This is a genomic window from Ligilactobacillus murinus DSM 20452 = NBRC 14221, from assembly GCF_001591685.1.
Taxonomy (GTDB): Bacteria; Bacillota; Bacilli; order Lactobacillales; family Lactobacillaceae; genus Ligilactobacillus; species Ligilactobacillus murinus.
In genome coordinates, this window is the sequence record NZ_BCVJ01000013.1 from 15,366 (window position 1) to 41,747 (window position 26,382).

21 protein-coding genes, 1 pseudogene and 1 other annotated feature are annotated in these 26,382 nt (G+C 41.7%); of the genes and pseudogenes, 4 read left to right on the forward strand and 18 right to left on the reverse strand.

Annotated features, from left to right (window positions below; translation table 11 throughout):
• The first annotated feature begins 20 nt into the window (after positions 1–20).
• Complete coding sequence (locus LMU01S_RS04015; RefSeq protein ID WP_056958342.1) at positions 21–1,937, forward strand: M13 family metallopeptidase; 1,917 nt, start codon at positions 21–23, stop codon at positions 1,935–1,937.
• A 117-nt stretch (positions 1,938–2,054) separates the two neighbouring features.
• Here LMU01S_RS04015 and LMU01S_RS04020 read toward each other — a convergent pair whose 3' ends face one another.
• Genes LMU01S_RS04020 through LMU01S_RS04030 form a run of 3 tightly spaced genes read right to left on the reverse strand, consistent with a single transcriptional unit; the run spans position 2,055 to position 4,983 of the window.
• A complete protein-coding gene (locus tag LMU01S_RS04020) occupies positions 2,055–3,626 on the reverse strand; it encodes a cation:proton antiporter (protein WP_056958344.1) in 1,572 nt (523 codons plus the stop codon).
• Between the two features lie 48 nt (positions 3,627–3,674).
• Positions 3,675–4,157 carry an ECF transporter S component gene (locus LMU01S_RS04025; protein WP_056958346.1) on the reverse strand — a complete coding sequence of 161 codons (483 nt, stop codon included), beginning with the start codon at positions 4,155–4,157 and terminating at the stop codon, positions 3,675–3,677.
• Entirely contained in the window at positions 4,147–4,983 is an 837-nt protein-coding gene (locus LMU01S_RS04030; protein ID WP_056958347.1) for a PfkB family carbohydrate kinase, read from the reverse strand. The genes LMU01S_RS04025 and LMU01S_RS04030 overlap by 11 nt, the downstream gene beginning before the upstream one ends.
• A gap of 157 nt (positions 4,984–5,140) precedes the next feature.
• Here LMU01S_RS04030 and LMU01S_RS04035 point away from each other — a divergent pair, with 157 nt between their 5' ends.
• Complete coding sequence (locus LMU01S_RS04035; protein ID WP_056958349.1) at positions 5,141–5,926, forward strand: (S)-acetoin forming diacetyl reductase; 786 nt, start codon at positions 5,141–5,143, stop codon at positions 5,924–5,926.
• Between the two features lie 64 nt (positions 5,927–5,990).
• Complete coding sequence (locus LMU01S_RS04040; RefSeq protein WP_056958351.1) at positions 5,991–6,662, forward strand: DUF554 domain-containing protein; 672 nt, start codon at positions 5,991–5,993, stop codon at positions 6,660–6,662.
• Positions 6,663–6,699: 37 nt separating this feature from the next.
• On the opposite strand, the gene LMU01S_RS04045 is transcribed toward LMU01S_RS04040, so the two are convergent.
• The 10 genes and pseudogenes from LMU01S_RS04045 to LMU01S_RS04085 form a co-directional block, all read right to left on the reverse strand.
• A complete protein-coding gene (locus LMU01S_RS04045; RefSeq protein WP_056958353.1) occupies positions 6,700–8,439 on the reverse strand; it encodes an ABC transporter substrate-binding protein in 1,740 nt (579 codons plus the stop codon).
• An 82-nt stretch (positions 8,440–8,521) separates the two neighbouring features.
• Positions 8,522–9,904: pseudogene (locus LMU01S_RS04050) on the reverse strand (ABC transporter substrate-binding protein); the annotation flags it as partial.
• Between the two features lie 15 nt (positions 9,905–9,919).
• On the reverse strand, positions 9,920–10,264 hold the full coding sequence (locus tag LMU01S_RS10665; protein WP_225354598.1) for a hypothetical protein: 345 nt from the start codon (positions 10,262–10,264) through the stop codon (positions 9,920–9,922).
• Between the two features lie 78 nt (positions 10,265–10,342).
• Positions 10,343–12,085 carry an ABC transporter substrate-binding protein gene (locus LMU01S_RS04055; protein ID WP_056958355.1) on the reverse strand — a complete coding sequence of 581 codons (1,743 nt, stop codon included), beginning with the start codon at positions 12,083–12,085 and terminating at the stop codon, positions 10,343–10,345.
• 37 nt (positions 12,086–12,122) lie between these two features.
• Positions 12,123–12,872 carry a peroxide stress protein YaaA gene (gene yaaA / locus LMU01S_RS04060; protein ID WP_056958356.1) on the reverse strand — a complete coding sequence of 250 codons (750 nt, stop codon included), beginning with the start codon at positions 12,870–12,872 and terminating at the stop codon, positions 12,123–12,125.
• A 104-nt stretch (positions 12,873–12,976) separates the two neighbouring features.
• Positions 12,977–14,719, reverse strand: a complete 1,743-nt coding sequence (locus LMU01S_RS04065; RefSeq protein WP_225354599.1) for an ABC transporter substrate-binding protein — start codon at positions 14,717–14,719, stop codon at positions 12,977–12,979.
• An 18-nt stretch (positions 14,720–14,737) separates the two neighbouring features.
• Entirely contained in the window at positions 14,738–15,613 is an 876-nt protein-coding gene (locus tag LMU01S_RS04070; protein ID WP_056958358.1) for an ABC transporter permease, read from the reverse strand.
• A gap of 13 nt (positions 15,614–15,626) precedes the next feature.
• Positions 15,627–16,586: an oligopeptide ABC transporter permease gene (gene opp4B / locus LMU01S_RS04075; protein WP_056958360.1), complete on the reverse strand. Its 960-nt coding sequence runs from the start codon at positions 16,584–16,586 to the stop codon at positions 15,627–15,629.
• Between the two features lie 22 nt (positions 16,587–16,608).
• Entirely contained in the window at positions 16,609–17,544 is a 936-nt protein-coding gene (locus tag LMU01S_RS04080; RefSeq protein ID WP_056958362.1) for an ATP-binding cassette domain-containing protein, read from the reverse strand.
• On the reverse strand, positions 17,537–18,559 hold the full coding sequence (locus LMU01S_RS04085; protein WP_056958364.1) for an ABC transporter ATP-binding protein: 1,023 nt from the start codon (positions 18,557–18,559) through the stop codon (positions 17,537–17,539). Before LMU01S_RS04085 ends, LMU01S_RS04080 begins: the two co-directional genes overlap by 8 nt.
• Before the next feature lie 314 nt (positions 18,560–18,873).
• Positions 18,874–19,134: a binding site (T-box leader), on the forward strand.
• Between the two features lie 75 nt (positions 19,135–19,209).
• Between LMU01S_RS04085 and brnQ the strand changes: the two genes are divergently transcribed.
• The gene (gene brnQ, locus LMU01S_RS04090) at positions 19,210–20,583 is read left to right on the forward strand and encodes a branched-chain amino acid transport system II carrier protein (RefSeq protein WP_156470379.1); all 1,374 of its coding nucleotides are present in this window, start codon (positions 19,210–19,212) and stop codon (positions 20,581–20,583) included.
• Between the two features lie 75 nt (positions 20,584–20,658).
• Here the strand turns inward: brnQ and LMU01S_RS04095 are convergent, their stop codons facing one another.
• From LMU01S_RS04095 to LMU01S_RS04115, 5 genes are all read right to left on the reverse strand, one after another.
• Complete coding sequence (locus LMU01S_RS04095; RefSeq protein WP_056958365.1) at positions 20,659–21,120, reverse strand: DUF441 domain-containing protein; 462 nt, start codon at positions 21,118–21,120, stop codon at positions 20,659–20,661.
• Positions 21,121–21,210: 90 nt separating this feature from the next.
• Positions 21,211–23,124 carry a tRNA uridine-5-carboxymethylaminomethyl(34) synthesis enzyme MnmG gene (gene mnmG, locus LMU01S_RS04100; protein ID WP_056958366.1) on the reverse strand — a complete coding sequence of 638 codons (1,914 nt, stop codon included), beginning with the start codon at positions 23,122–23,124 and terminating at the stop codon, positions 21,211–21,213.
• A gap of 10 nt (positions 23,125–23,134) precedes the next feature.
• Positions 23,135–24,526, reverse strand: a complete 1,392-nt coding sequence (gene mnmE, locus LMU01S_RS04105; RefSeq protein ID WP_056958368.1) for a tRNA uridine-5-carboxymethylaminomethyl(34) synthesis GTPase MnmE — start codon at positions 24,524–24,526, stop codon at positions 23,135–23,137.
• A gap of 192 nt (positions 24,527–24,718) precedes the next feature.
• Positions 24,719–25,732 carry an adenosine deaminase gene (add, locus tag LMU01S_RS04110; RefSeq protein ID WP_056958370.1) on the reverse strand — a complete coding sequence of 338 codons (1,014 nt, stop codon included), beginning with the start codon at positions 25,730–25,732 and terminating at the stop codon, positions 24,719–24,721.
• A 171-nt stretch (positions 25,733–25,903) separates the two neighbouring features.
• Positions 25,904–26,323, reverse strand: a complete 420-nt coding sequence (locus LMU01S_RS04115) for a helix-turn-helix domain-containing protein (RefSeq protein WP_056958372.1) — start codon at positions 26,321–26,323, stop codon at positions 25,904–25,906.
• Between the last annotated feature and the right edge of the window lie 59 nt (positions 26,324–26,382).

A 26,382-nucleotide genomic window follows, 5' to 3' on the forward strand; every position in this document is an offset into this window, starting at 1 on the left:
AAACCTAAGGGGGAATTTTTATGGGGGAAAATACAACTGTCAATGAAGCTTTACTAAAAGATGACCTTTATCAAGCCGTCAACGGCGAATGGCTCAAAACTGCCGTGATCCCAGCCGACAAGGCAACTACGGGGGGCTTTGCCGACTTGGCTGACAATATCGAAGAAACGTTGATGGCTGATTTTGGCAAAATGTTGGCCAAAAAAGACCGACCACAGACCAAAGAAATGGCAGAATTTGTCAAATTCTATCGCCTTGCGTCTGATTTTGAAGCTCGTAACAAAGCTGGCGCTACTCCAGCTAAAAAGTATTTGGATAAGATCTTAGCCTTAAAAGATCTAAAAGCTTGGCAAGCTGCTTTGCCAGATCTGATCCTTGAAAATTACGATGCTCCGTTTGAACTCTATGTTTCACCGGATATGAAAGATACTAAGCATTACGCACTCCATGCTGATGTTCCATCTTTGTTTTTACCCGATAAGACCTATTATGAACCTGGCAATGAACAAGCTAAAACATTGCTTCAGATCTTAGAACAAATGCTGACTGAGCTCTTCAAGTTAGCTGGCTATGATGAAGCATTTAGCCAAAAGACGATCACACAAGCTTTGGCTTACGATAAAAAACTAGCACCTTTCCAAAAGGATAGCACAGAACGCGCAGACTACGTAAAATCTTACAACAAGTACACTTTCCAAGATTTCGTATCATTGAGCGCACATGTCGATCTCGCTAAAGTCGTGACAAGTTTACTTGGAAAAGCGCCTGAACAAGTGATCGTCAGCGAACCTAAGTACTATGCGGCCTTAAATGAATTAGTCAACGAACAAACCTTTGAGAGCATGCGTAGTTGGTTATTTGTCAAAACTCTTCTTGGTCTAACCGGGTTATTGAGCGACGAGATCCGCGTTTTAGGGGGGACCTATAATCGGGCGCTCTCTGGTTCAAAAGAGGCAATGAATCCGCAAAAAGCAGCCTTTTACTTAGCGACAAATCAATACAGTCAAGTAGTCGGACTCTACTATGCTCATAAATACTTTGGGGCTCAGGCTAAAGCAGACGTGCACCATATGGTCGAAAAGATGATCGCTGTCTATAAAAAACGGCTGGAAGAAAATGAATGGTTGAGTGATGAAACACGTAAAAAAGCGATCGTTAAGTTAGATGCGCTCGGGATCAACGTTGGCTATCCTGATGAACTTGATCCCCTTTACTCCAAGTTCATCGTTGATGACGACTTAAACTTAGTTGATAACGTGACAAAATTCACCAAGATCGTAACTAAGCGTCATTTTGAACGGATCGATGAAAAAGTTGATCGCACACGTTGGGAGATGCCGGCGCACATGGTCAATGCTTATTACCACCCTTCGTTTAACATCATCGTCTTCCCCGCAGCGATCTTGCAAGCACCATTTTACAGTCTTGAACAAACTTCAAGTGCTAATTATGGCGGGATCGGTGCCGTTATCGCCCATGAGATCTCCCATGCGTTTGATAACAATGGAGCTCAATTTGACGAACATGGTAACTTAGCTAATTGGTGGACTAAAGAAGACCTAGCCCACTTCCAAAAATTAGCTGAAAAAATGATCACACAATTCGATGGCCTAGAATTGCCTGCCGGAAAAGTCAACGGTAAGCTTGTTGTTTCCGAAAACATTGCAGATGCAGGTGGGTTGAGCTGTGCGCTTGAAGCTGCCAAAAGCGAACCGGATGCAGATCTGCGTGAATTCTTCATCAACTGGGCCCGGATCTGGGGAATGAAGTCAACACCAGAGCGAGAAAAACTTCTCTTAGCGATCGATGTTCACGCGCCACATGTCTTACGGGCAAATATCCAGCCCCGTAACCTAGACGACTTCTATCAAGTCTTTGATGTCAAACCAGGTGATGGCATGTACCTAGCACCAGATAAACGGATCGCTATCTGGTAAAGTCCGCTAAGCAATAATAAAAGAGCCACCACGAACTGAAGTAACTCCCCTACTAACTTAGGGGCACTTCAGAGCTCGTGGTGGCTCTTTTTATTCATCTAGCGCTGCTCGAGCTATTTAGTGAAATGAATTCTTGGGATCTAAAACCATGGCTTCAGCTAATGCGACTTCGTTATACAAGTCATACAGATCAGTCGAATCAACTTCACCTGCCTCCAGTAATTCTGCCAAATACTCACGTTCAATATAAAATGACCATAACAAAGCTTGTTGTTCTAAGGAGCGTTCGACCTTATTGAAAGCTGGGCGACGTGAAACGTAAAACCACTGTTGCCAAAATTGGCGCAAACTGGTCTCTGAATTTTGGTCACGCAGATCATAGATCACACTTTGCTTTACTTTTTCAGGCAGATACATATGCTCAACTTCACTGATCGCGCGATTGATCATCTCTTGGCGATATTTTTTCTTTTCACCTGTATCATGCTCTTCTTTTGGCAAAATAAACCAAAAAACGATGCTTGGAACTAACATACTCAAAATGATCATTACTGATTCAGACATGATGACTAAGTTGAATTGATTTGAACTTAGCCCCAAACTTGCTGCCATAAAGACAAGCGCTAAAGTAACCGCTCCATGAACACCACCTAACGAAAAGATCAAGGCGCTACGGTGACCACGCTTCATGATCAGTAAAACGTAGAGATAGCGAACAAGTAAATTCAGGGCGTATAAGACGATTCCAGCTGTGATCCAGATCCACGATGAGAAAGTTACATCTTCGTCCATAACGATCCGGACAAAGTTTAAGCCTAAGATCAAAAAGACAGCATTATTCAATAACTCTTGCACTAAAGAAAAAATATTATTTCCTAAATAAAATTGCTGCATATCACTGAAACGACTCCGCTGGGCTTCACTGTTATGCAATAAGCCAGCACATACGACCGCAATGATCCCTGATACATGGATCTCTTCAGCTAAAACATAAATGATAAATGGTAAGGCCACAGCTAACATGATCTGGGCGTTGACTGCATTATCAAAAGGCAAACGGATCAAGGCTTGGCGAAAGAAGATCGCAATAAAAGCAACAATAGCCCCAAATAAAGCTCCACCGATCGCTGCAAATAAGAAGTTTATGATCGTTGAGCTATAATCGATCTCTCCTCGAAGTAAAAACAGCACCGTTGCATTCAATAAGATGATCCCAGAAGCATCATTGAATAAGGCTTCCATTTTTAGCATATTTTTTTCGCTCTTCGGCAACTGTAGCCCTTCAGAAACAGATTCAGTCGCTGTTGCATCAGTTGGGGTACTGATCGCAGCCATCACTAATGCTAGTGACAAGCCGATCCCCGTGATATATGAGAGTGCAAACCCCGTTATTACAGTACTGATAACTACTAAAACAACTACGATTCCCAAGATAGTTTTGAGTTTGTGCCCCACACGATTGAGATTCATCGCCTGCCCTTCAAAGAAGAGCAATGGTGCAATGACCGTGATCATAAAGACCTCAGGCTCAAACTCGGGGATCATATCGTTGAAAAGGGGTATACTAGCAATTATTGCGCCAACTGCCATACTGACATAATTTTCCGAGATCTTTGGAAAAAACTGCGCTAAAATACTAGCTGCTATTGAGGCAAAGATCAACAGTAGCCACCCACTTAATTCATGCATAAAAATCTCTCCCGTTTTTCTTTCATCATATCAGAAAAACCGAACAAATTACCACTTTTGCGCTCTTATCTTAGGTGCTCTGCGGGCCAAGACCAATCCCAGCCCAGTCCCAACTATCCCTTGTAATAAATTAGTCGCTATCCCTAAGATCCCGGCACTCCAGCCATATAACAAACTATCGGCGCTAAAATATCCCCCAACTAAAACTACGATCGCTCCTCCACAAACTAGGAGCTGTTCTTTTAAAGATCTAGTCTGCGCTGTTCCGACAAGCGCTCCTTGTGTCCCATGGATCACCAACGAAAAGAGCATGTACTGCGGATAACCGCTGAAGAGATCGAGTAAAAAGCCACTCAAGCCCCCGACTAACGCACCACTGCGCACTCCAAAAACGAGCCCTGAAAAAACGATCCCTGCATCACATAAATTGATATTTCCATGTGTAAATGCTACCGGGATCAAAAATATGCGTGCCACAGCTACATTTAAGGCTGTGATCAAAGCTAACGTCACGATTTGTCTAGTCTTCATGTGATATCCCCTTTGCTAATTTGGGCAATAATTCGCCCAGATAGATCCCATAACTACGCTCAACATTTTGATCAGCGGTCTGGATCAAGGCTTGTTGTGTCAAACTCGTGGCTTGCTTTATCGCCTGTTCAAACGAAACTCCTTGCCGTAAAAATGAAGCTAAGAGAGCCGCAAAAACATCACCACTACCATAGAAGTGCCCCTTTACTTTAGGTAAGACACAGGTTTTTAATTGTCCCTCTTCAAGCCAAATGCATCCCTTTTGTCCATCCAACTCGACGCCAGTGATGACAGCCCTGCCTCCTGGGCGTAAAAGCCGTTCAACCTCGCAGGTTAATTGGGTCAGATCTGGGGTATTTTGCATTTGCCCTGTTAAAAATTTTGCTTCAGTCAAATTCGGAGTCGCAAAATCAGCTACTTGCAACAATTTTTTTTGCAAAGCTAAATGCCGTTCATCTAAATTGGGGTAAAATTTCCCCTCATCAGCAAAAACTGGATCGATCACAACTAATTCTAACTTGGCCTGGTTTAAATATTGGTATAGTGCTTTACCGGTAGCTAAATTATCGATATAACCAACTAACGCTGCTGTAATATTAACATTTTGTGTTTGCCAATGCGCAAAAGTCGCTTTGACAAAGGAGTAGCAATCACTGACTGCAGGTGTGCCAAAGCCTTCACTTTGAGTCGATAATAAGCTCGTCGGTAAGATAGCTAACGGGATCTTTTGAACTTGTAAGATCGGGATCGCAACTGCCAGTGAAAGATTACCGATCGCTGAAAGATCTTGAGCCACAAGCATCTTTTCATCAAATTTTATCTGCATCAATTTTACCCCCTGAAATGTCAGTCTTAATTACTTAACTATAGCTTTTTTTTGGCATATTTCAAGTTTATCACCATTGTAACCGTTTTCTCAAGTCATAAAAAATGGTATACTTAACTAAGGAGTTAGTTGCTAAATTCAATAAGGGGGTTTTTTTATGACAAAAGTAGCATTAGTCACTGGGGGCGCACAAGGTATTGGACAAGCGATCGCACGGCGGTTAGCTGATGATGGTTTTGCAGTTGCCGTTGCTGATCGAAATTTAGAAGCTGCCAAACAAACGGCCTTCGATCTGACGACAGCAGGTAAAAATGCGATCGCGATCGAAGTTGATGTTGCTGATAAAGACAGCGTTTTCAAAGTAGTCCAACAAACTTACAATGCTTTTGATGGTTTTGATGTGATCGTTAATAACGCTGGAGTCGGCCCGACCACCCCGATCGAAACGATCACACCTGAACAATTTGATCAAGTTTATCACATCAACGTTGCTGGCGTTATTTGGGGGATCCAAGCCGCCGTTGAACAATTTAGAAAGAAAAAACGCGTGGGTAAAGAGATCGTGGGTAAGATCATCAATGCCACATCTCAAGCTGGTGTCGTAGGTAACCCTAATCTCTTATTATATAGTGGAACCAAATTTGCCGTTCGTGGGATCACCCAAGTAGCTGCACGTGACCTTGCTAAAGAAGGGATCACGGTAACTGCTTTTGCCCCTGGGATCGTAAAAACCCCAATGATGTACGATATTGCTCATCGTGTCGGTGAAAACGCCGGCAAAGATGATGAGTGGGGCATGCAGACCTTCGCTAAAGATATTGCCCTAGAAAAACTCTCCGAACCAGAAGATGTAGCAGCTGCTGTTTCATTTTTAGCTGGGCCAGATTCCGACTATGTCACTGGTCAAACCTTGATCGTTGATGGCGGTATGCAATTCCACTAAAATTTTGCTATAGTAAACTAAGCAAGCTGATCTAGCTTGCTTAGTTTTTTTATGAGGTGATAATATGTGGGGCACTATTTTTAATGCTGGAATGATCATCTTAGGCAGTGGGTTAGGGCTGCTCTTTAAAAAAGGGCTCAAACCTGCCTATCATCAAACTTTGCTGCAAGCGTTGGGACTTTGTGTTATTTTGTTAGGGATAAGCACTGCTAGTACTAGTCTGCAAAAAAGTTCATTACCGGTCTTATTTATCGTCAGTTTGACAGTAGGCAGTTTGCTCGGACAAGCTTTGCGTTTGGAAGAACGGTTTGAAACACTGACGAAAAAATTGGGCTCAGCTGAAACTAGTGGGGCGATCACGACTGGGATCTTACTCTTTTGTCTTGGTTCGCTTTCGATCCTTGGGCCATTTAAAGCCGCGTTAGATCACGACTATACCTATCTGATCACCAACGGCCTACTCGATGGGATCACTTCGCTTATCCTAGCTTCTGCTTATGGTTTTGCGATCGCTATTTGTGGTGTCGTCCTCTTTTTTTGGCAAGGTAGTTTATACTTGATCGCCCTTAGTTTAGCTGGTAGCATCTCTTCATCTTTGATGACTGAGCTCTCGATCATTGGTGGAATATTGATCTTTGTTTCTGGGACAAATATTCTCAAATTGACTAAGATCAGCGTTTTAAATCTCTTACCCAGTTTACTTATCCCACCACTGTACTTGTTATTTTGGCATTAAAAAAGGAAAGCCTTGCACAAAAGCTTTCCTTTTTCTTTTATTCAGTAAATGCGATATCTTCCCACAAAGTGTCACTTTTGGCTGTTCCTAAAGAAACATTCGTCAATTTCTTAGAGAAGACCTTTGTTTCATACCGGAAGCGGAGTGGAACGATATAAGCTTCTTGATTCATATACGCTTGCCACTTGTAAAACTGCTTGATCTGATAATTAGTGTTGAAGGCCTCTTTTGAACTCAACGATTCGAGCAATTCCGTGTTTTCTTTAGTAACAAAATGGCTTAGATTATATGGATTATTGGGCAGATATGTCCCGGCAATGCTTGTTGTCGGCACGCTTGTGACGCTCCAGTTACTGAGGTACACATCATATCCTTCACCGTCTTTGGTCAACTGTTCGATGTAAGAGTTGAATTCTTGTAGCCGGCTGTCCTTTAATTTGACTTTGACACCGATCTTCTTCCACTGTTGGAGATAAGATTCGATCGCCGTTCGGTTGTTCGCACTATCTGTGCTGACTGGGGCTAACAATTTCAAAGTAAATGGTTTTCCATTTGGCAAAGTCCGATAGCCATTTTTTTGCATCTTGTAGCCAGCTTGATCCAATAATTTATTGGCTTTCTTTAGGTTTAAATAATACCCTTTTAACTTATGATCACTATATTTACCAAAAACATCTGGAACGATCGTATTGGCACGATAATTCAAACCATAACCGAATTTCTTTGTCATTTGATTCATATTAAGCGCATATCCCATGGCTTGGCGTAATGCTTTATCTTGCACGGGTGTCTTGCGATCCATTACGTTGACACCATCTTTGAAGTGCCCGACTTTAAAGCCAAGATAGTAATAATAACGCTCTTTTTTACCTAAAACAACATATTGCGATAATTTTCTTACTTTATTATAGACCTCAGGACTCTCATTTAATAAAACATCATATTTATTAGCGCGCATCGCCTCGGTAGCGTGACTAGGATTGACCATTTCGACCGTGATCTTGGCTAGATTTGGCTTTTTGCCCCCATAATACTTATTCGGGACCCATTCGATCGATTCACCCTTGACCATGTTTTTGATCTTGAATGGTCCATAGAATAGGGGATCTTTTTGAAGTTTATCACTGGAGGCTAATTGATCAAAGGGGATCCCTTTTAAATAATGATAGGGCATTACTTTGCCGATGACATAACCAGAACCTGGAAACTTCATCTCGGGTTTCATTTCTTTAAAGTGGATGACCAAAGTTTTTTCATCTTTGACCTCTAAGCCCGAGATCTTATCTGCTTTGCCAGTATGATACTCCTCGACCCCGACGATATTGCGATATTTATTGTAGCCCGCAGAATTGACATCTTTATTTGAAACTACTTCATAAGTATACTCCATGTCTTTAGCCTCAACTGGATGCCCATCTGACCACCGCGTTTTTTTATTGATCTTGACCGTCGCTGTCTTTTGCTTATAATCAAACGCTACGTTCGCTAAGCCCCCCTTAGCATACGTAAAATCATTATTTACTCTAAATAAACTGTAATCTCCAAATTGAGATACATCTGCTGTTGGACCATCTACCCTTAGCATATCAGCAAAAACACCTTTAAAAACACCTTCCGATGCGTAAGCGACACGTAAAGTACCACCCTTTTTTGCTTTTTTATGGTTATTATATTCCAGTGGCAACTTAGCTGCAGTTACACTATTGGTGACTGTTCCTGCGACCATCAGCGCAGTCGCTAAAGCCAAAGCACTTTTCACTACCCATTTTTTATTCATTTTGATCTTTCCCCCTTGTTTTTTAGACAGGTGCAAGACCTATCTTTTCATCCACACTTCATTTCAGTAATAACCCTTAAATTTATTTGGTAAACGCAATATCTTCCCACAGCGTTTGGCTCTTTGTTGGATCAAGCGATACATTTGTCAGTTTTTTGTTGAAAACATAAGTCTCATACTCAAAATATCTTGGAACAATGTAAGCTTCCTTATTCATATATGCTTGCCACTTATAAAACTGTTTGATCTGATAATCAGTATTGAAAGCCTCTTTTGAACTCAAAGATTCGACCAATTTTGTATTTTCCTTAGTAACAAAATGTCCCAGGTTATATGGATTATTGGGCAGATATGTCCCAGCGATACTTGCTGTCGGGGCACTCGTCACCGTCCACGCACTGAGCCAAACATCATAGCCCTTGCCATCATTTGTCAACTGCTCAATATAAGAGTTAAATTCTTGCAAGCGATCGTTCTTTAACTTGACTCTGACACCGATCTTCTTCCATTGTTGCAGATACATTTCAACTGAAGTCCGATTACCAGAACTGCTCGAACTAGCTGGTGCTAACAGACGTAAAGTAAAGGGTTTCCCATTTGGCAAAGTCCGATAGCCGTCTTTTTGCATCTTGTAGCCCGCTTTATCCAATAATTTGTTAGCTTTTTTTAGATCCAAGGGATAACCTTTTTGCTTGTGATCATTGTATCTACCAAAAGCATCCGGGACGATCGTATTAGCGCGATACTCCAAGCCATGGCCAAATTTCTTTGTTATTTGATCCATATTGAGCGCATAGCCCATCGCTTGGCGTAATGCCCGATCTTGCACAGGTGTCTTACGATCCATTACGTTGACCCCGTTTTTGAAATGCCCGACTTTAAAGCCAACATATGCATAAAATTGTTCCTTTTTACCTAAAACGACATATTGGGACATTTTTTTCATCTTACTGTAGACTGATGGCCCCTCATTTAACAAAACATCGTACTTGTTGGCCTGCATAGCCGCCGCTGCATGACCTGGATCGACCATTTCGATCGTGATCTTAGAAAGATTTGGCTTTTTGCCCCCATAATATTTATTAGGGACCCATTCGATCGATTCACCTTTGACCATGTTTTTGATCTTAAATGGACCATAGAATAATGGATCTTTTTGGAGTTTGTCACTGGCGACTAATTTATCAAAAGGAACATCTTTTAAGTAATGATAAGGCATCACTTTACCAATGATATAACCAGAATTTACAAACTCCATTTCTGGACGCATCTCTTTGAAATGAAGCACACAGGTCTTTTCATCCTTGACTTCTATCCCTGAGATCTTATCTGCTTTGCCATCGTGATACTCTTCTACGCCAACGACATCACGCACTTTGTCATCATAGTAACCAGAATTAGTAGCCGGATTAGCCACCACTTCATAAGTGTAGGCCATATCTTTTGCTTCTACTGGATGCCCATCTGACCAACGTGCCTTTTACTTGATCTTAACAGTCGCGGTCTTTTGTGCTTGATCAAAAGTAACTTCGGCTAAGCCACCTTTTGTATACTTATGATCAGCATTTGCTCTAAACAAATTATAGTCACCAAATTGTGAAACATCTGAAGTTGGTCCATCGACTCTTAAAACATCCGAGAAGACCCCTTTAAAAACTCCACTAGATGAGTAACCCACATGTAACGTCCCACCTTTTTTAACTTTTTTATGGTTACTGTATTCTAATGGCATTTTGGATGCTGTCACACTATTTCCAACTGTTCCTGTGACCATTAGCGCTGTCGCTAAGGCCAAGGTACTCTTTACTACCCATTTTTTATTCATCTCGCTTTTCCCCTTTTATTTTTTCTTGTTCGGCATAAAGCCTGCTTCCGACTCTTGACAGTCTTTAAGCAGTGCCTTTTATTTGGTAAAGGCAATATCTTCCCACAATGTTGCACCCTTCTTGGTATCTAAAGTCACATTGGTCAACTTCTTTGAGAAAGTATAGGTGTCATATTGAAATTGTCTTGGGATGATATAAGCTTCTTTATTCATATACGCTTGCCACTTGTAGAACTGCTTGATCTGATAATCAGTATTGAACGCTTCTTTTGAGCTCAATGATTTGATCAATTTTGTATTTTCTTTAGTAACAAAATGGCTTAGATTATACGGATTATTTGGTAAATACGTCTCAGCAAGGCTTGAGGTCGGAGCACTTGATACGTTCCAATTACTCAGATAAACATCATAGCCTTCACCATCATTAGTCAATTGTTCGATGTAAGAATTAAACTCTTGGAGACGACCACCTTTTAATTCGACTTTGACACCGATCTTTTTCCATTGTTGCAGATACACTTCGACCGCATTTCGATTTCCGGCATTATCTGAACTCATCGCTGCTAGCAACTTCAAAGTAAATGGCTTGCCATTAGGTAAAGTGCGGTAACCATTTTTTTGCATCTTATACCCTGCTTTATCTAGTAACCTATTGGCCTTTTTCAAGTCTAATGGATAGCCTTTTAGCTTATGATCGTTATATTTTCCAAACGCATCCGGGACGATCGTATTAGCACGATATTTTAGACCATAGCCAAATTTCTTTGAGATCTGATCCATATTGAGTGCATACCCCATCGCTTGGCGCAAAGCGCGGTCTTGCACAGGTGTCTTACGATCCATTACATTGACTCCATTTTTAAAATGACCGACCTTAAAACCTACATAGGAGTAATACTTCGCTTTTTTCCCTAAAACAACGTATTGAGGTAATTTTTTCACCTTATTGTAGATCGATGGACTTTGTTCCAACAAAACATCATATTTGTTAGCCTTCAACGCAGCGGCGGCATGCCCTGGATCGACCACTTCAACGACGATCTTAGATAAATTAGGTTTCTTCCCCCCATAGTACTTATTGGGGACCCACTCGATCGATTCGCCTTTGACCATGTTTTTGATCTTAAATGGACCATAAAACAGCGGCGTTTTTTGTATCTTATCACTGGAAGCTAACTTATCAAACGGAACATCTTTTAAGTAATGATAAGGCATCACTTCACCAAGAACATAACCTGAACCTGGGAATTTCATTTCAGGTTTCATCTCTTTGAAATGGATGACACAAGTCTTTTCATCTTTAACTTCCACCCCTGAAATATTATCGGCTTTACCTTCGTGATATTCTTCCATCCCAACAACATCACGTGATCTATCATCGTAATCACCCGAATTCGTCGCTGGATTAGCTATTACTTCATAGGTGTAGGCTATATCTTTTGCTTCTACTGGGTGTCCGTCTGACCAACGTGTGCTTTTTTTGATTTTAACCGTGGCTGTTTTTTGCTTCTGATCAAAAGTTACATCCGCTAAGCCACCTTTGGCATACGTATAGTCATCATTAATGCTAAACAAACTATACTCACCAAATTGTGCAACTTCTGAAGTCGGTCCATCAATACGCAACGGTGGCGCAAATATTCCTTTAAAGCCCCCACCAGAGGCTAAGCCAACGTGTAAGGTCCCACCCTTAACTTGCTTTTTATGGCTACTATATTCCAGTGGTAACTTATTGGCAGAAACACTTGGACCAACTGTCCCTTGAACCATTACCACTGTTGCTAGTGCTAAGATACTTTTTACGACCCCTTTTTTATTCATCTTGCCCCTTCTTCCTTTTTATCTTGACTCTAATGATCTATCCTTTCAAAAACACATAATTCTTTTCGGTCGATAATTCAGCTGCAAAATGATAACCCAATTCCGTGAAGTCTTTAAGTTGGGCTAGCGTTTCTACTTGATTTTGCGCTAAGTAACGTACAAACTGCCCCCGGGCTTGTTTTGCAGGTGTCGCTTTTTGAACATATTTCTGGCGTTTTTTATCAAATTCTTTAAATTCAAGCGTTATAAAAATATCATCTGGCGTTAAATAACGCGCGATCACTTTTTCATACTCTTTAGATGCCAAATTGATCACTGGTTCAGCTCCTTGGTAAAGCTCGCGGTAAAGATCATCGCCCCAAAATTGATATAGATCAGGATGATCTTTCCATCCGAGTTTAGCTCCCATCTCTAGGCGATACTGAATGATCCCATCAAATGGAGCTAAGATCCCGTATAGACCAGATAAGATCCGTAAATTTTGGGCCAAATAGTCCAAAGCCGGTTCTTCTAATAGATCAGGTGCCATGGAACTATATTGCAGACCAACATACGAAAACAATGCTGGAGTCAAATTTTGGTCAAGTTTAGCTGTCTGCAACCGTTGATAATTCAGTTGCGCCAATTTATCACTACACTGCCAAATAGTTTTTAGTTGCAAATAAGAGCGTTGTTGTAACCATTCGAACAACTGACTCGTCTTAGCTAGATAGCACGGTTGACTTCTGACCTCAAAATCATTAGTTGCATCTTGCATTTTTTTAGCGGGAGAGATAATTACTTTCATGTTTCACATTCCAATCGTTTTTACCCAAATTTTAGCATAATTTGTTTCACGTGAAACAAGAAACACTCACCTACTTAGTCAATGCTTCATTTTTTATTTTCCCTCTATTTTGTCAAACAAACATTCTCCCAATAAGTCAGCTGTTTACTTGGATCAAGTGTTACACCTTTAACATTTTTCCCGACGACAGTTAACCCATAAGTATAAGAAAGTGGTACAACGTATGCTTCTTTTTGCATATATGCTTGCCATTTATGCATTTGTGCGATCCGATATTTGGTATCAAAGGCCTTTTGTGAATTAAGTGAACGCAATAGCTCAGTATTTTCTTTTGTCACAAAATGTCCGTGATTAAATGAAGAGCTCGGACTATAGGCAGCGGTGGCAGCAACAGACGGTTCGGAAGACAGCAACCAACTTCCAAACCAGATATCATATTTTTCTGAATTACTCTCAAGGAGCGCATTATAATTATTGAACTCCATCATTCGGCCATTGACTAGCTCAGTTCTTACACCAACTTTTTTCCAAAGTTGCATGTAATTTTTGATGATTGCTTCATAACCTTTTCCTGCATCATGAGCCAAGACATGTAGAGTCAATTTTTTACCATTAGGCTTGCTACGGTAGCCGTCTTTTCCACGTTTAAAACCAGCTTTATCAAGTAAAGCATTCGCCTTTTTTAAATTATGATAATACGGTTTGACCTTACTATCGTGATAAGCCCCATACGCTGGTGAGACCATCGAGTTAGCCCATTTTCGAAGCCCGTGCCCATATCTTTTAGTGACTTCTTCAGTGTTCATCGCATACGCTAAGGCTAATCTCAAAGAGCGATCATTGGTGACTAACTTTTTATCCATGACACTTTTACCATCAGGACCTTGTTTACCGACTCTAAAGCCCATGTAGTTAAAACCGTGTCTCAATGCGCCTAGAGTTACATAGTGGTCAAGTGATCTGGTTTTAGCATAAGTCGCTTCGCCTTCATCGAGGACCATATCGTATTTATGTGCCCGCATTGCTTCAGCGATCTGAGCATCAGGAACTACTTCTTCGACCACTCTGTCTAATTTAGGCTTTTTAGGATAATATTTATTTGGGACCCATTCGATCGTTTCACCTTGAACGACTTTTTTGATCGCATATGGTCCATAAGACAAAGGATGGCGTGCTTGCTCGCTGGAGGCTAATTTAGACATCGGGATATCTTTTAAGTAGTGATATGGTAAAGCATCGTTCCATAAATATCCTGATCCGGCATATTCCATTGCTGGTGTCATCTCTTTGTAATGGATCAAAAGATGTTTATCATCTTTGATCTGTAGGCCTGAGATCTGATCTGCTTGGCCATTATGATATTGCTCCATCCCAACGATCGAACCAATATCTTCATTGTAATAGACTGAACCACTATCTTTATTAGCAATGACTTCATAAACAAAAGCCAGATCTTTAGCTGTTACAGGTTGACCATCAGACCAACGCGCTTTAGGGCTGATCGTGACTAAAACTGTTTTATTTTCTTTGTCAAATGAAACATCAGCTAAGCCACCTTTTTTTAATTTACCATCCCTATCTTGTCTAAATAGTCCCGGTTGCCCAATATAAGATAAATTGTCCGTCTCACCATCAGTACTGATCTCCGTGATAAAATTGCCTTTAAAACTAGTATTTGACGGATAGGCAACTTTTAAGGTCCCACCTTTAAGTGGCTTTTTACGATTAACGTATGTCTCTTTCAAGGCATTTTCTTTAGCTAGGACTTGGCTAGTACAAGTGGCCAACGTTCCCGAGAGAACTGTTAATAAGGCCACAGTCTGCATGAATAAATGTCTTCTCCCCATTTTCATCTTCCTTCCCATTTATCCCAAACGCTGTTGTGCGTCAAAAGCACGACGAACAACATTTCCAACATAACTAATGCCCACACATAAAACCAAGATCAAAACGGCCGCTGGGATCCAGACCCAAGGCGATCCAGTCATAACATCTGGATCTTGCGCTAGTCCGATCATCACCCCCAAACTAGGGACCGAATCTGGCAACCCAAACCCTAAGAAACTCAACCCAACTTCGATCCCGATATTTGACGTCAAACTCAAGATCAGATCAACGATGATAAGTGAACTGATATTAGGTAACATATCAAATAACATGATCTTCCAAGGTCTACTACCAGAAGTGATGGCTGCATAAACATATTCTTTATGCGCTTCAGATAGCGCCTTAGAGCGGATCAACCGTGCTGTCCCGACCCATAAAAAGGCTGACATGACCAAAATAAAATCTAGCATATTATAGTTCGGGATGATCGAAACGATAACGATGACTAACATCAACATCGGCAACAACATCATGAAATCTAAAAAACGCATCATGATATTATCGACTAAACCGCCATAATATCCAGCAACTAAGCCAAATGCGATCCCGATCATCTCAACGATCAAAGTGATCGTGACCCCGATATTAAGTGAATTGCGTGCTCCTAAGACTAGATACTTTAAAACATCTCTTCCCCCTTGATCTGTCCCTAAGAGATGACCATTTTTGCCGGGAGAACTATAACCATTTAGGATATCGACCTGCATTACTTTCTTAGTATCTAAAAAAGCTGCATAGATATAAATGAATAAGATCAGTGCTGACAATAAAAACAAGAAAAAAGTAGCTCCTTTATCCTGTTTGAATTCGCGTACGATCATCGCAAAATTAGATGTATCCTTACTCTTTTTCATACTCTTCCCCCTATCATCCGATCCGGACACGTGGATCGACCAAACTCAAAATAATATCTGACAATAATGAGCCGATCAGAGTCAAAGTCCCGTATAAAAGAACTAAGGCGGTGATCACTGAATAATCACGGTTCAAGATCGAATCCATAAATAAGAGACCCATGCCAGGATAATTGAAGATCTGCTCGATAAAGATCGAACCCCCAAGTAAGCCGGTGATCGAATAACCTAGAAAAGCTGCGATCGGAAGCAACGAATTCCTAAAAATATGGCGCGTAAAGATCGTCTTTTCAGGGACACCTTTAGCCCGAGCCGTCTTGACATAATCTTGATTTTTATTATCGATGACTTCACTGCGTAAATATTGCACAACTGCAGTCACACTAAGTACAGCTTGCAAACATGCGGGTAAGATCATATGATCCAAGCGACTCAAGAGATAACCAAACGTCCCGGTAGCATCAACTGAAACTGACCCCGAAGTTGGAAAAAGCTTGAGTTTGTAACCGAAAAACCACACCCCGAGCATATAAAAAACAAAAGACGGGATCGCATAGGCCACAAACGTATAGATCATGATCCCCTTATCTAATTTCGTATTCTCATAGCGTCCTGCAAGCAACCCTAAAGGAATACTCAACGAATAACTCAAGATCAAAGTCAAAAGTGACAGCCAGATCGTGTTGCCCATGCGAGATAAGATCAAACTCCCGACCGAAGTCTTAAATTGATAGCTCATCCCGAGGTCCCCGTGAAACATTCTAACGACCCAATGCCAATACTGAACATACCACGGATCATACACCCCAGCTTTGATCCGCAAGGCTTCGACTGCTTGAGGCGAAGTCTCAGGTGTGACCATCCCAGTAAAGGGATCACCAGGCATCAATTTTGCAAGCAAAAAGATCAAGATGCTCAAAGCGATCAATTCTGGGATCATCAATAAAACGCGTCTTAAAATCGTCTTCCACATATTAAAATTCCCCTTTCAGCCCCTATTCTTTTTTTAAGGCGACTAAATGTGTTCGTGTCACTTTTTCTAGCGGATAGACACGTCCAGCTTGATCATAGTATTCTTCTTTGTGCACATTATATTCTTCTTCGATCGCTTGTCGTTGTTTACGATGAGCTTCTCGATTCGAAACATCAGTCCGCGGGATCGCAGCTAGTAGCCGTTTAGTATAAATATGCAAAGGATCTTCATAGATATCCTTACGTGTACCGACTTCGACAAAACGTCCCCGATGCATGATCGCCAAATTATCGCACATGTGATGGACGACACCAAGATCATGTGAAATAAATAAAAAAGCTACACCATACTTTTTTTGGATCGCCTTCATATAGTTCAAAACCTGAGCTTGGACCGATAGATCTAACGCTGAGACAGGTTCATCGGCTATGATCAATTTGGGTCTGGTAGCTACCGCACGTGCGACCCCGATCCGTTGCCGTTGTCCGCCTGAAAATTGATATGGATATTTGTAAAGTGATTCCTCATCTAATCCAACGGTCTTAAGTAGTTCTAAAACACGTTGTTTCAATTCTTGGGCTGGTAATTTTTCAAAATTTTTCAAAGGTTCCCCGATGATATCCAAGATCTTTTTCTTGGGATTCAAGCTTGAAAGTGAATCTTGAAAGATCATTTGAACATCTTTGTTATAACTCATCTTTTTTCTGACTCGTTTGTCCGTTACATCTTTACCTGCATAAACGATCTGACCAGAAGTAGCTTCGATCAGTCCGACAAGCGCTTGCCCGATCGTTGATTTCCCCGAACCTGATTCTCCGATCACCCCGTAGCTTTGGCCTTTTTTGATCGAAAAAGTGACCCCATCAACGGCGTATACATAGTCAGTCACACGGTTTAAAAATCCCGAACGAACGGGATAATGGACCCGAAGATCCTTTACTTCAAGTAATTCATCCATGGTCTACCTCCTTTTTTTCTTCTTCGTCTGGAAACTTAAAATCACGCCAACAAACACATCTGACTAGGTGTCCCACTGCTACTTGGTGCATTTGTGGTTCACTTTCATGCTCACTTGCCGTCATCCATGGGATCCGTGAAGCAAAACGGCACCCAGTGTGTTTTAGATTTTTTAACGAAGGCACCATCCCATTGATCACATAGAGTTCTTCTTGTTTTTCGTCTGCTTGTGGCATTGAACGCAAAAGTGAGCGTGTATAAGGATGTTTGGGATCGTTAAAAATTTGATTCGTTGTACCTAACTCGACGACCTGTCCCGCATACATCACAGCTACCCGATCGGCTACTTCAGCTACGACCCCTAGATCATGGGTGATCAAAATGATCCCGGCATGGTTTTCGGCTTGGATCGCTAATAATAAGTCCAAGATCTGTGCTTGGATCGTAACATCCAGGGCCGTTGTCGGTTCATCAGCTATAATGAGCTCTGGTTTACAAGCGACCGCAATGGCGATCCCGACTCTTTGGCGCATCCCCCCTGATAATTCATGGGGATATTGCCGCGCTACCAATTCAGGCTTTTCAAGTCCGACCTGGCGTAGCAATTCAAGGACCCGAGCACTTTTTTCTTTTTCTGACATCTGCGTATGTAAAGTCAGACTTTCTTTGACCTGGTCTTCGATCCGTAACAGCGGATTAAGCGAAGATAGTGGATCTTGAAAGATCATCCCGATTTTTTTGCCTCTGATCTGCTGTAGTTGTTCATTTTTAGCTCCCACGAGCTCTTTTCCATGAAATTTGATGCTTCCAACCGTTTTAGTCTGTTTTTCGTTATGGAGGCCCATGACACTCGTAGCTAATGTGCTCTTACCACAACCAGATTCACCTACGATCGCTAAAACTTCATTCTCATTTACCTCTAAGCTAACATCATCAAGTGCATTATAATATTGCCCTTCGACCTTGAAAGCTGTGCTGACATTTTTGATTTCTAGTAACAATTTCTCGCCCCCAATTTAGCGCAAGTGAATTTTTTACCAATTCTATTTATTATTTACACTTTTGTCAATAACAATTTTACTAAATTTTTTCACTTCAAAAAATCATTAATATCAAGGCTATATTTTATATATGTAATCAAGAATCAAGACATAAGAACCTAAAATTTACCAATTCCCTTTATTATCTAACACTAGTGCTTTTCATTAGATAATAATTATTAAAAAATTTAATTTCTATAAACACATTTTTGGAGCTAACTTATTTTTTCTAAAAAAAGGGTTGACATTACCAAAAATTGGTTGTAAATTTAGTTCAACAATAAATATCAGCAAACGCGATGAGAAAGACAAGTAGTCCTAAGTGCACCTAAAAGCGAGCTTCGGTCGGTGAAAGGAAGTAGGTCAGCCTTAGGAAGAAAAATCACTTTCGAGCGTTGTGTCGAACGAATTTTTCTAGTAGATGCTCTGGGTACACCCATTATAGTGTTAGCATATCGCCCTTTATTCTAGGTACGGGCCGTATGTGAAAGGTGAACGTAGCGAGGCGTTCATGAAGCAAGGTGGTACCACGCTCTACAGGCGTCCTTGGACTGAACAATCAGTCTAAGGACGCCTTTTTCTTTTAGTTCTGATATTTTTTGCGACTAAAAAAAGGAGTTTGGATTATGAAAAAAACAAAAAGTAAGATGTCATTTAAAGATTATGCCGTCGTCAGCTCATTATTATTTGGGCTCTTCTTTGGAGCTGGCAATTTGATCTTCCCACTACATTTGGGTCAATTAGCTGGTCATAACTGGGTCCCAGCTACCTTAGGCTTTCTCGTGACTGGGGTCTTGTTGCCCTTGCTCTCAGTCTTAGCGATCGCCATCGTTAAAGCCGATGGGGTCTATGATGTTGGTCTTCCATTAGGGACAGGGTTTGCCCTGGTCTTTATGGTCTTGATCCACGCTACGATCGGACCACTTTTTGGTACACCTAGAACAGCAACAGTTGCATATTCTGTAGGCTTACAGCCATTCTTAGGGGCTGATAACCACTGGGGATTGCTCTTATTTTCAGCATTATTTTTCGCTGCAGCTTTTGGCTTTTCTTATAAAGAAAACGACATCCTGTCTAATGTCGGTAAAGTCTTGAACCCACTTTTCTTAGGCCTTTTGACGCTGGTCTTTGTCGTTGCCTTTGCTAATCCGTTAGGTCACACAACGAGTGCACCAGTTACTGAAGTTTATACTTCATTTTCAAGCGCATTGACAAACGGCTTTTTAGAAGGCTATAACACGATGGATGCCTTGGCTGGCCTAGCCTTTGGGGTCACCGTCGTAACTGCCATCAAACAAATGGGTTACCGCGATCCAAAAAGCGTTTCGCTCGTGACCGCTAAAGCCGGCTTTTTCTCTATGGGATCGGTCGCTTTGATCTACTTACTTTTGATCGTTTTAGGTGCGATGTCTTTGGGACGCTTCAAACTTTCTGAAGAAGGTGGCACTGCCTTTTCTCAGATCGTTACGGCTTATGCTGGCTCGGTCGGGCAAGCAGTTTTAGCTACACTTTTAACAGTTACCTGTTTGACGACTGCTGTTGGTTTGGTCGCTGCTTTTGCTCAAGATTTCCATAATCATTTTCCAAAGGTCAGCTACCACGTATGGCTTTTCTTGAGCTGTTTTGCATCGTTTTTGACGGCTAACTTCGGGCTTGAAACGATCATCGCTTGGTCCAATCCGATGTTGATGTTTCTTTACCCATTATCCATGGTCTTGATCTTGCTTTCCGTCTTTTCACCACTCTTCAAACGTGACGGGGTCGTTTATCTAGCTGTTGTGGTTTGCACGGTCGTACCTGCTTTCTTTGATATGATCGTTGCCTTTCCAAAAGTTGTCAGCCAAAGCGCTTTTGGACTCACAGTTGCTGATCTACGGGCTTACTTACCACTAGCAGGGATCGGGATGTCATGGGTCGTTCCAGCATTAGTCGGCTTAGTCGTTGGACTTTTAGTTCACTTCATCCGGCGCGGTAATCTCCCTGAATTAGTCGAAGAATGATCATCTCCTTGCTTCAAGCGCCTCGAATAATAAAAAAATTCCCGCAAAATTTTTGCGGGAATTTTTTTGAGCTTACTATTTAAAACTAAGGCCTAACAAACTGATGATCACAAAAGTCATGCCACTAGCGATCACAGGGCCAGCAGCTACACCTCGTAAAAAGACGACGCCTAAGATCGTCCCAAAGACTAAAGCGACTGTCACTTGGGGCGTCGCTGCTAATTGGTCGACACCATAACGTGATAAGATCGCAACCAAGATCCCACAACCAACTGCGATCCAGCCAGCTGGCATCTTGAAGGCATCGATCAAGTCTTTAAACGTGATCTGCCCAGTCGCGATCGGGATCAAGATCGCAACCGAAATGATCGTAACGCCCCAATTGATCCCTTTAGCTTGGATCACAGGGAACCACTTTTCAGATAATGCTGGGATCAACTTGATCGCCATGACGACTAAAGTTGCGATGATCAAAGAATTATTTTTACCAAAAAATGAAACTGCTAAGATCAGCAGTAAAAAAAGCCAAGTTTCCATTAAATATCCCCCTCTTTTCAAACATAATCAAATAATACCAAATTTAGTGCTAAATTAAAAAGGACGAATGTTTGCCATTCGTCCTTTTTGCTAGTCGCTCACTTTTGCGATCTTGCCTTGTTCGATATAGACAGCCAAGATCGACAAATCGGCAGGATTGACCCCACTGATCCGACTTGCTTGAGCCAAGGTCTCAGGTTGGATCTTGACTAATTTTTGTTTAGCTTCAGTAGCTAAGCCTTCGATCGCCATATAATCAATATTTTCTGGGATCTTCTTAGCTTCCATCCGCTTCAATTTTTCAACTTTTTCATAGGCTTTTTTGATATAACCTTCATATTTATATTGGATCTCGATCTGCTCGATCACCCGCCGATCGAGAGCTTGCGGTGTAGCGGGGATAAATTGCATCAGATCAGCATAGGTCACATACGGACGACGCAAGAGATCACTTGCTAAGACTCCATCTTTCAAGGGACGGTCGCCATGCGCTTCTAAATATGCATCCACTTCTGGTGACGGCTTGATGCGGATCTTTGATAACCGCTCTTTTTCAGCTGCGATCTCTGCTTTTTTAGCTTCAAAAGCTGCCAAACGTTCATCTGAGATCAAACCGATATCATGACCAAGTTCTGTTAAACGCAGATCAGCATTATCATGGCGCAAGATCAAGCGATATTCTGCTCGACTCGTCAACAAACGGTAAGGTTCATTTGTCCCCTTAGTTACTAGATCATCGATCATGACCCCAATATAAGCATCACTACGCTTCAAGACGATCTCTTCTTTACCTAAAGCATGACGCCCAGCATTGATCCCAGCGATCAAACCTTGGCCAGCTGCTTCTTCATAGCCTGAAGTTCCATTAGTCTGTCCAGCAGTGTATAAGCCTTTGATCAACTTGGTCTCAAGCGTTGGACGTAACTGGTATGGTGAAACGATATCGTATTCGATCGCATAACCAGGGCGCATCATCTCGGCTTGCTCTAAGCCTGGAATCGAATGAACCATTTGTTGTTGCACATCTTCTGGAAGTGATGTTGATAGTCCTTGGATATAATATTCATCAGTATCTCGGCCTTCTGGTTCGATAAATAACTGATGCCGCGGCTTATCAGCAAAACGGACGATCTTGTCTTCGATCGAAGGACAATAGCGCGGACCGACCCCTTCGATCACACCAGAAAACATCGGTGCTCGGTCGAGATTGTCACGAATGATCTTATGGGTCATCTCTTGCGTATACGTCAACCAACAAGATAGCTGTTGTTTTACATCTAGGTAGTTGGCATCGTCACTTTCATAACTGAATAAATGTGGTTCTACATCACCTGGTTGTTCTTCGGTCTTAGCATAGTCGATCGTGTTACCATCTACTCGTGGCGGGGTACCAGTCTTGAAACGCTTGAGTTCAAAACCTAGACGTTCTAGATTCTTAGATAATTCGATCGCAGCTTGTGTATTGTTAGGTCCGGAAGAATACATCAATTCACCAATGATGATCTTACCGCGAGCTGAAGTCCCGGTTGTTAAGACAACAGCCTTAGCACCATAACAAGCTCCTGTGTTAGTCACGACCCCTTTGACTTCACCATCTTCAACGATCAGATCATCCACGATCCCTTGGCGCAAAGTCAAATGTGGTTGATTTTCCAACGTATGCTTCATTTCGATCGAATAGCGACTCTTATCTGCTTGAGCCCGCAAAGCTCGAACAGCTGGGCCTTTACCAGTATTTAGCATCCGCATCTGCACGTAAGTTTTATCGATATTTTTACCCATTTCACCCCCGAGGGCATCGACTTCACGCACAACGATCCCCTTAGCTGGACCACCGATCGAAGGATTACATGGCATAAATGCCACCATTTCTAAGTTGATCGTGATCAAAAGGGTCTCATTACCCATCCGTGCTGAAGCTAAAGCTGCCTCACAGCCCGCATGTCCAGCCCCTACTACGATCACATCATAATCTTTTGCCTTGTATTTTTCTCCAAATTGCATAAATTCTCCCTTATTTTCCTAAACAGAATTGACTGAATAACTGATCTAATAGCTCATCTTGGTAACTATCGCCTGTGATCTCACCTAAAAGTTCCCAAGCACGTGTCATGTCGATCTGGACTAGATCAACTGGCAATTCTTGGTCCAAACCAGTTAAAACTGCTTCTAAAGCAGCCTTAGCTTGTTCTAACAAAGCAATATGGCGCGCGTTGGTCACTAAAACTGTCGTCTGCGAATTTTCGATCCCACCATAGAAAAGCGTAGCGATATGTTCTTCTAATTCGCGGATCCCTTCATTTTTTAGCACCGAGGTCTTGAGGACTTCAGCTTTATCAACATATTGATATAACTCATTAAGATCGAGTTTTGGTTCAAGATCCATCTTATTCAAGACGATGATCCGTTTTTTATCTTGCGTCAATTGCAATAACTCGATATCTTCGGTAGTCAAAGGTTCACTGGCATTTAACAGCAATATCACCAGATCAGAGCGATCGAGCGCTTGGCGTGAACGCTCGACCCCGATCTTTTCGACCCTATCATCAGTTTCGCGGATCCCGGCTGTATCGACCAATTTCAATGGTACACCTAAAACGTTGACATATTCTTCGATCACATCTCGCGTCGTCCCAGCGATATCTGTCACGATCGCTTTATCTTCGTGTAACAAATGATTCAATAAGCTGGATTTGCCAACATTAGGCCGTCCCACTAAAGCAGTAGCTAGCCCTTCACGCAAGATCTTGCCTTGACGTGCTGTGACCAAAAGCTGTTCGATCTTAGCACAAACATCAAGCGCTTTTTCACGCAACAACTTAGAAGTCATCTCTTCAACATCATCATATTCAGGATAGTCAATGTTGACTTCGACTTGAGCCAATACATCCAAGATCTCTTGGCGTAAATTCTTGATCAACTGTGAAAGCTCGCCATCGAGTTGGTTCAACGCAGCTTTCATCGAGCGGTCGGTCTTAGCACGGATCAGATCCATCACTGATTCAGCTTGTGCCAAGTCGATTCGGCCATGCAAGAAGGCTCGCTTAGTAAATTCCCCCGGTTCAGCTAACCGCGCACCATTAGTCAATAAGACTTGTAAGATCTTATTAGTGGGCACGATCCCACCGTGGCAGTTGATCTCGACTGTATCTTCGCGAGTAAATGTCTTAGGTGCTCGCAACACAGAGACCATTACTTCATCGATTATTTCCCGGGTTTTAGGATCGATAAAATGACCATAATTGATCGTATGACTAGAAACTTTAGTCAGATCCTTACCTTTAAATACTTGATCAGCGATCGTCACGGCATCATCGCCACTCAAACGCACGATCGAGATCGCCCCTTCCCCAGGTGGGGTAGCGATCGCCGCGATCGTATCAAATTCAGTCACTGTATTTGCCATTATTTCCCTCCGTAAAATTTATCTTTAAGCATAAAAAAAGCGCCTACTCCACACAAAATAAACTTGTCCCCAAGACAAGCTTCTCATGTGGATAAAGCACTTTGACTACTTTATCAATTAAGATAAGAATGATTATCTATAATATAATGTTAAACTTTTGATTTGTCAATCAGAAAACATGGTGTTTTTAGTCTAGTTATTTGCTAGATATTCATCTAATTCTGCTAAATAAAAAGCCTTTTGCTGTTCACTGATCCAAGAAGCAGCAAATGAGTTCTTAGCCAAGGCCACGACTTGTTCTTTAGTTAAGTCATACTTTTGAGCTAACGCATAATAGTTATCACCAATATAGCCACCAAAATAGGCCGGATCATCAGAATGGAGCGAAACCTTAACGTCTTTTGCTAACAATTCGAGCACTTCTTTTCCCTTCATATCAGACGCAATAAAGTCGTTTGAAAGTGGACATGAAGTAAAACCAACACCTTGTTTAGCCGCAAATTCAACTAGATCTGGATCTTCAACAATATTAGTCCCGTGATCGATCCGTTCGACTCCGATAACTTCTAACAATTCACGAATATGCTCTAACGAGTTGACTTGATCAACATTGGCGTGAGCTGTAACGTGTAATCCATGCTCTTGGGCAGTACAAAACTGAGCTAAAAACTTCATCGGTGGGTTGTTATGTTCATCTGAATCAAGTCCGACCCCAATAAATTTATCCTTGTAAGGTAAGGCTGCAAGTAAAGTCTTGCGCGCTGATTCTCGGGATAGGTCACGCAAGAAACACATGATCAAACGAGCATCAATATTTAACGCCCGTGCATCGACAGTTGCGCGATATAACCCGTTGATGACTGTTTCAAATTTGACACCACGACTAGTATGCGCTTGAGGATCAAAGAAGATCTCAGTATGTCGCACATTATTTTTAGCAGCTTTTTTGAGGTAAGCCATTGCCAATTCATAGAAATCTTCTTCATGCACTAAAACTTCCATTGCTGGATAGTAGACCGCTAAAAATGACGCAAGATCATCATATTTTAAAGTTTCCTCTACTTCAGCGATCGTTTTTTGACCAATATCAATGTTATTCTTCTGAGCTAATTTGAGTTTTAGTTCGGGTTCTAAGGTTCCTTCGATATGCACATGTAATTCAGCTTTGGGTAAGTTATGCGTAAAATCACGGGTCACTTCAGTCATGCTAGATCCTCCATCGTTCGTTTTTTTGGTAATTTTTTCTAATACAATACCATCAACAGGCTAAAAGTCAACTAAATTCCGAATAAAAACAAACCAATCTCTCTCAGAACACAAAATGCATAGTCTGAGAAAGATCGGTTTAGCCATACGGCGCTGATCGCTTTGTTTGCTTTAATCAAATCTTATGTGGACTGAGCGCCCACTGACTTCAGCTAACCGTAATAATTCGTCTGTTGTCGGCAAAGCTTCACCCGCTTCGATCGTTTCTAAACGTTCCAAGCTAAAGCCTGCTTTATATGCAAAATGGGGTCGATCTAGCCCCATTTCTTGCCGTAATTTTCGTACTGCAAATTGATAATCTACCTGTAAATTGCGAACCCGGTAAGCTTGTTTTTGTTCAGGGGGCACTGCGACCATTTTAGCATTGAAATTAGTCTGGTGATCACCCTCCTTAGCCATAAAAGCTTGTAACTGGCACTTTTTTTGCGCTGCTTTGGCTAAGATCGCCTGTTTATCGGCAGCCATTTCGCGAATAAAATCAGCTACATTCGGTAAAGTGCCTACCATCAACTCATTTTTTCGTTTACCCACTGTATCACTTCATTTCCCTATTTTCACTTAATTATAGCAAAAATAACCCGGGAAATTGC

Coding starts and splice junctions, on each gene's coding strand:
- yaaA (WP_056958356.1), bottom strand. CDS start 12,872: ATGAAAGTAATTATCTCTCCCGCTAAAAAAATGCAAGATGCAACTAAT.
- mnmG (WP_056958366.1), bottom strand. CDS start 23,124: ATGCAATTTGGAGAAAAATACAAGGCAAAAGATTATGATGTGATCGTA.
- LMU01S_RS04095 (WP_056958365.1), bottom strand. CDS start 21,120: ATGGAAACTTGGCTTTTTTTACTGCTGATCTTAGCAGTTTCATTTTTT.
- LMU01S_RS04020 (WP_056958344.1), bottom strand. CDS start 3,626: ATGCATGAATTAAGTGGGTGGCTACTGTTGATCTTTGCCTCAATAGCA.
- LMU01S_RS04040 (WP_056958351.1), top strand. CDS start 5,991: ATGTGGGGCACTATTTTTAATGCTGGAATGATCATCTTAGGCAGTGGG.
- LMU01S_RS04065 (WP_225354599.1), bottom strand. CDS start 14,719: ATGGGGAGAAGACATTTATTCATGCAGACTGTGGCCTTATTAACAGTT.
- LMU01S_RS04030 (WP_056958347.1), bottom strand. CDS start 4,983: ATGCAGATAAAATTTGATGAAAAGATGCTTGTGGCTCAAGATCTTTCA.
- LMU01S_RS04080 (WP_056958362.1), bottom strand. CDS start 17,544: ATGGATGAATTACTTGAAGTAAAGGATCTTCGGGTCCATTATCCCGTT.
- LMU01S_RS04015 (WP_056958342.1), top strand. CDS start 21: ATGGGGGAAAATACAACTGTCAATGAAGCTTTACTAAAAGATGACCTT.
- LMU01S_RS04045 (WP_056958353.1), bottom strand. CDS start 8,439: ATGAATAAAAAATGGGTAGTGAAAAGTGCTTTGGCTTTAGCGACTGCG.
- brnQ (WP_156470379.1), top strand. CDS start 19,210: ATGAAAAAAACAAAAAGTAAGATGTCATTTAAAGATTATGCCGTCGTC.
- LMU01S_RS10665 (WP_225354598.1), bottom strand. CDS start 10,264: ATGAATAAAAAATGGGTAGTAAAGAGTACCTTGGCCTTAGCGACAGCG.
- mnmE (WP_056958368.1), bottom strand. CDS start 24,526: ATGGCAAATACAGTGACTGAATTTGATACGATCGCGGCGATCGCTACC.
- LMU01S_RS04070 (WP_056958358.1), bottom strand. CDS start 15,613: ATGAAAAAGAGTAAGGATACATCTAATTTTGCGATGATCGTACGCGAA.
- LMU01S_RS04025 (WP_056958346.1), bottom strand. CDS start 4,157: ATGAAGACTAGACAAATCGTGACGTTAGCTTTGATCACAGCCTTAAAT.
- LMU01S_RS04035 (WP_056958349.1), top strand. CDS start 5,141: ATGACAAAAGTAGCATTAGTCACTGGGGGCGCACAAGGTATTGGACAA.
- add (WP_056958370.1), bottom strand. CDS start 25,732: ATGACTGAAGTGACCCGTGATTTTACGCATAACTTACCCAAAGCTGAA.
- opp4B (WP_056958360.1), bottom strand. CDS start 16,586: ATGTGGAAGACGATTTTAAGACGCGTTTTATTGATGATCCCAGAATTG.
- LMU01S_RS04055 (WP_056958355.1), bottom strand. CDS start 12,085: ATGAATAAAAAAGGGGTCGTAAAAAGTATCTTAGCACTAGCAACAGTG.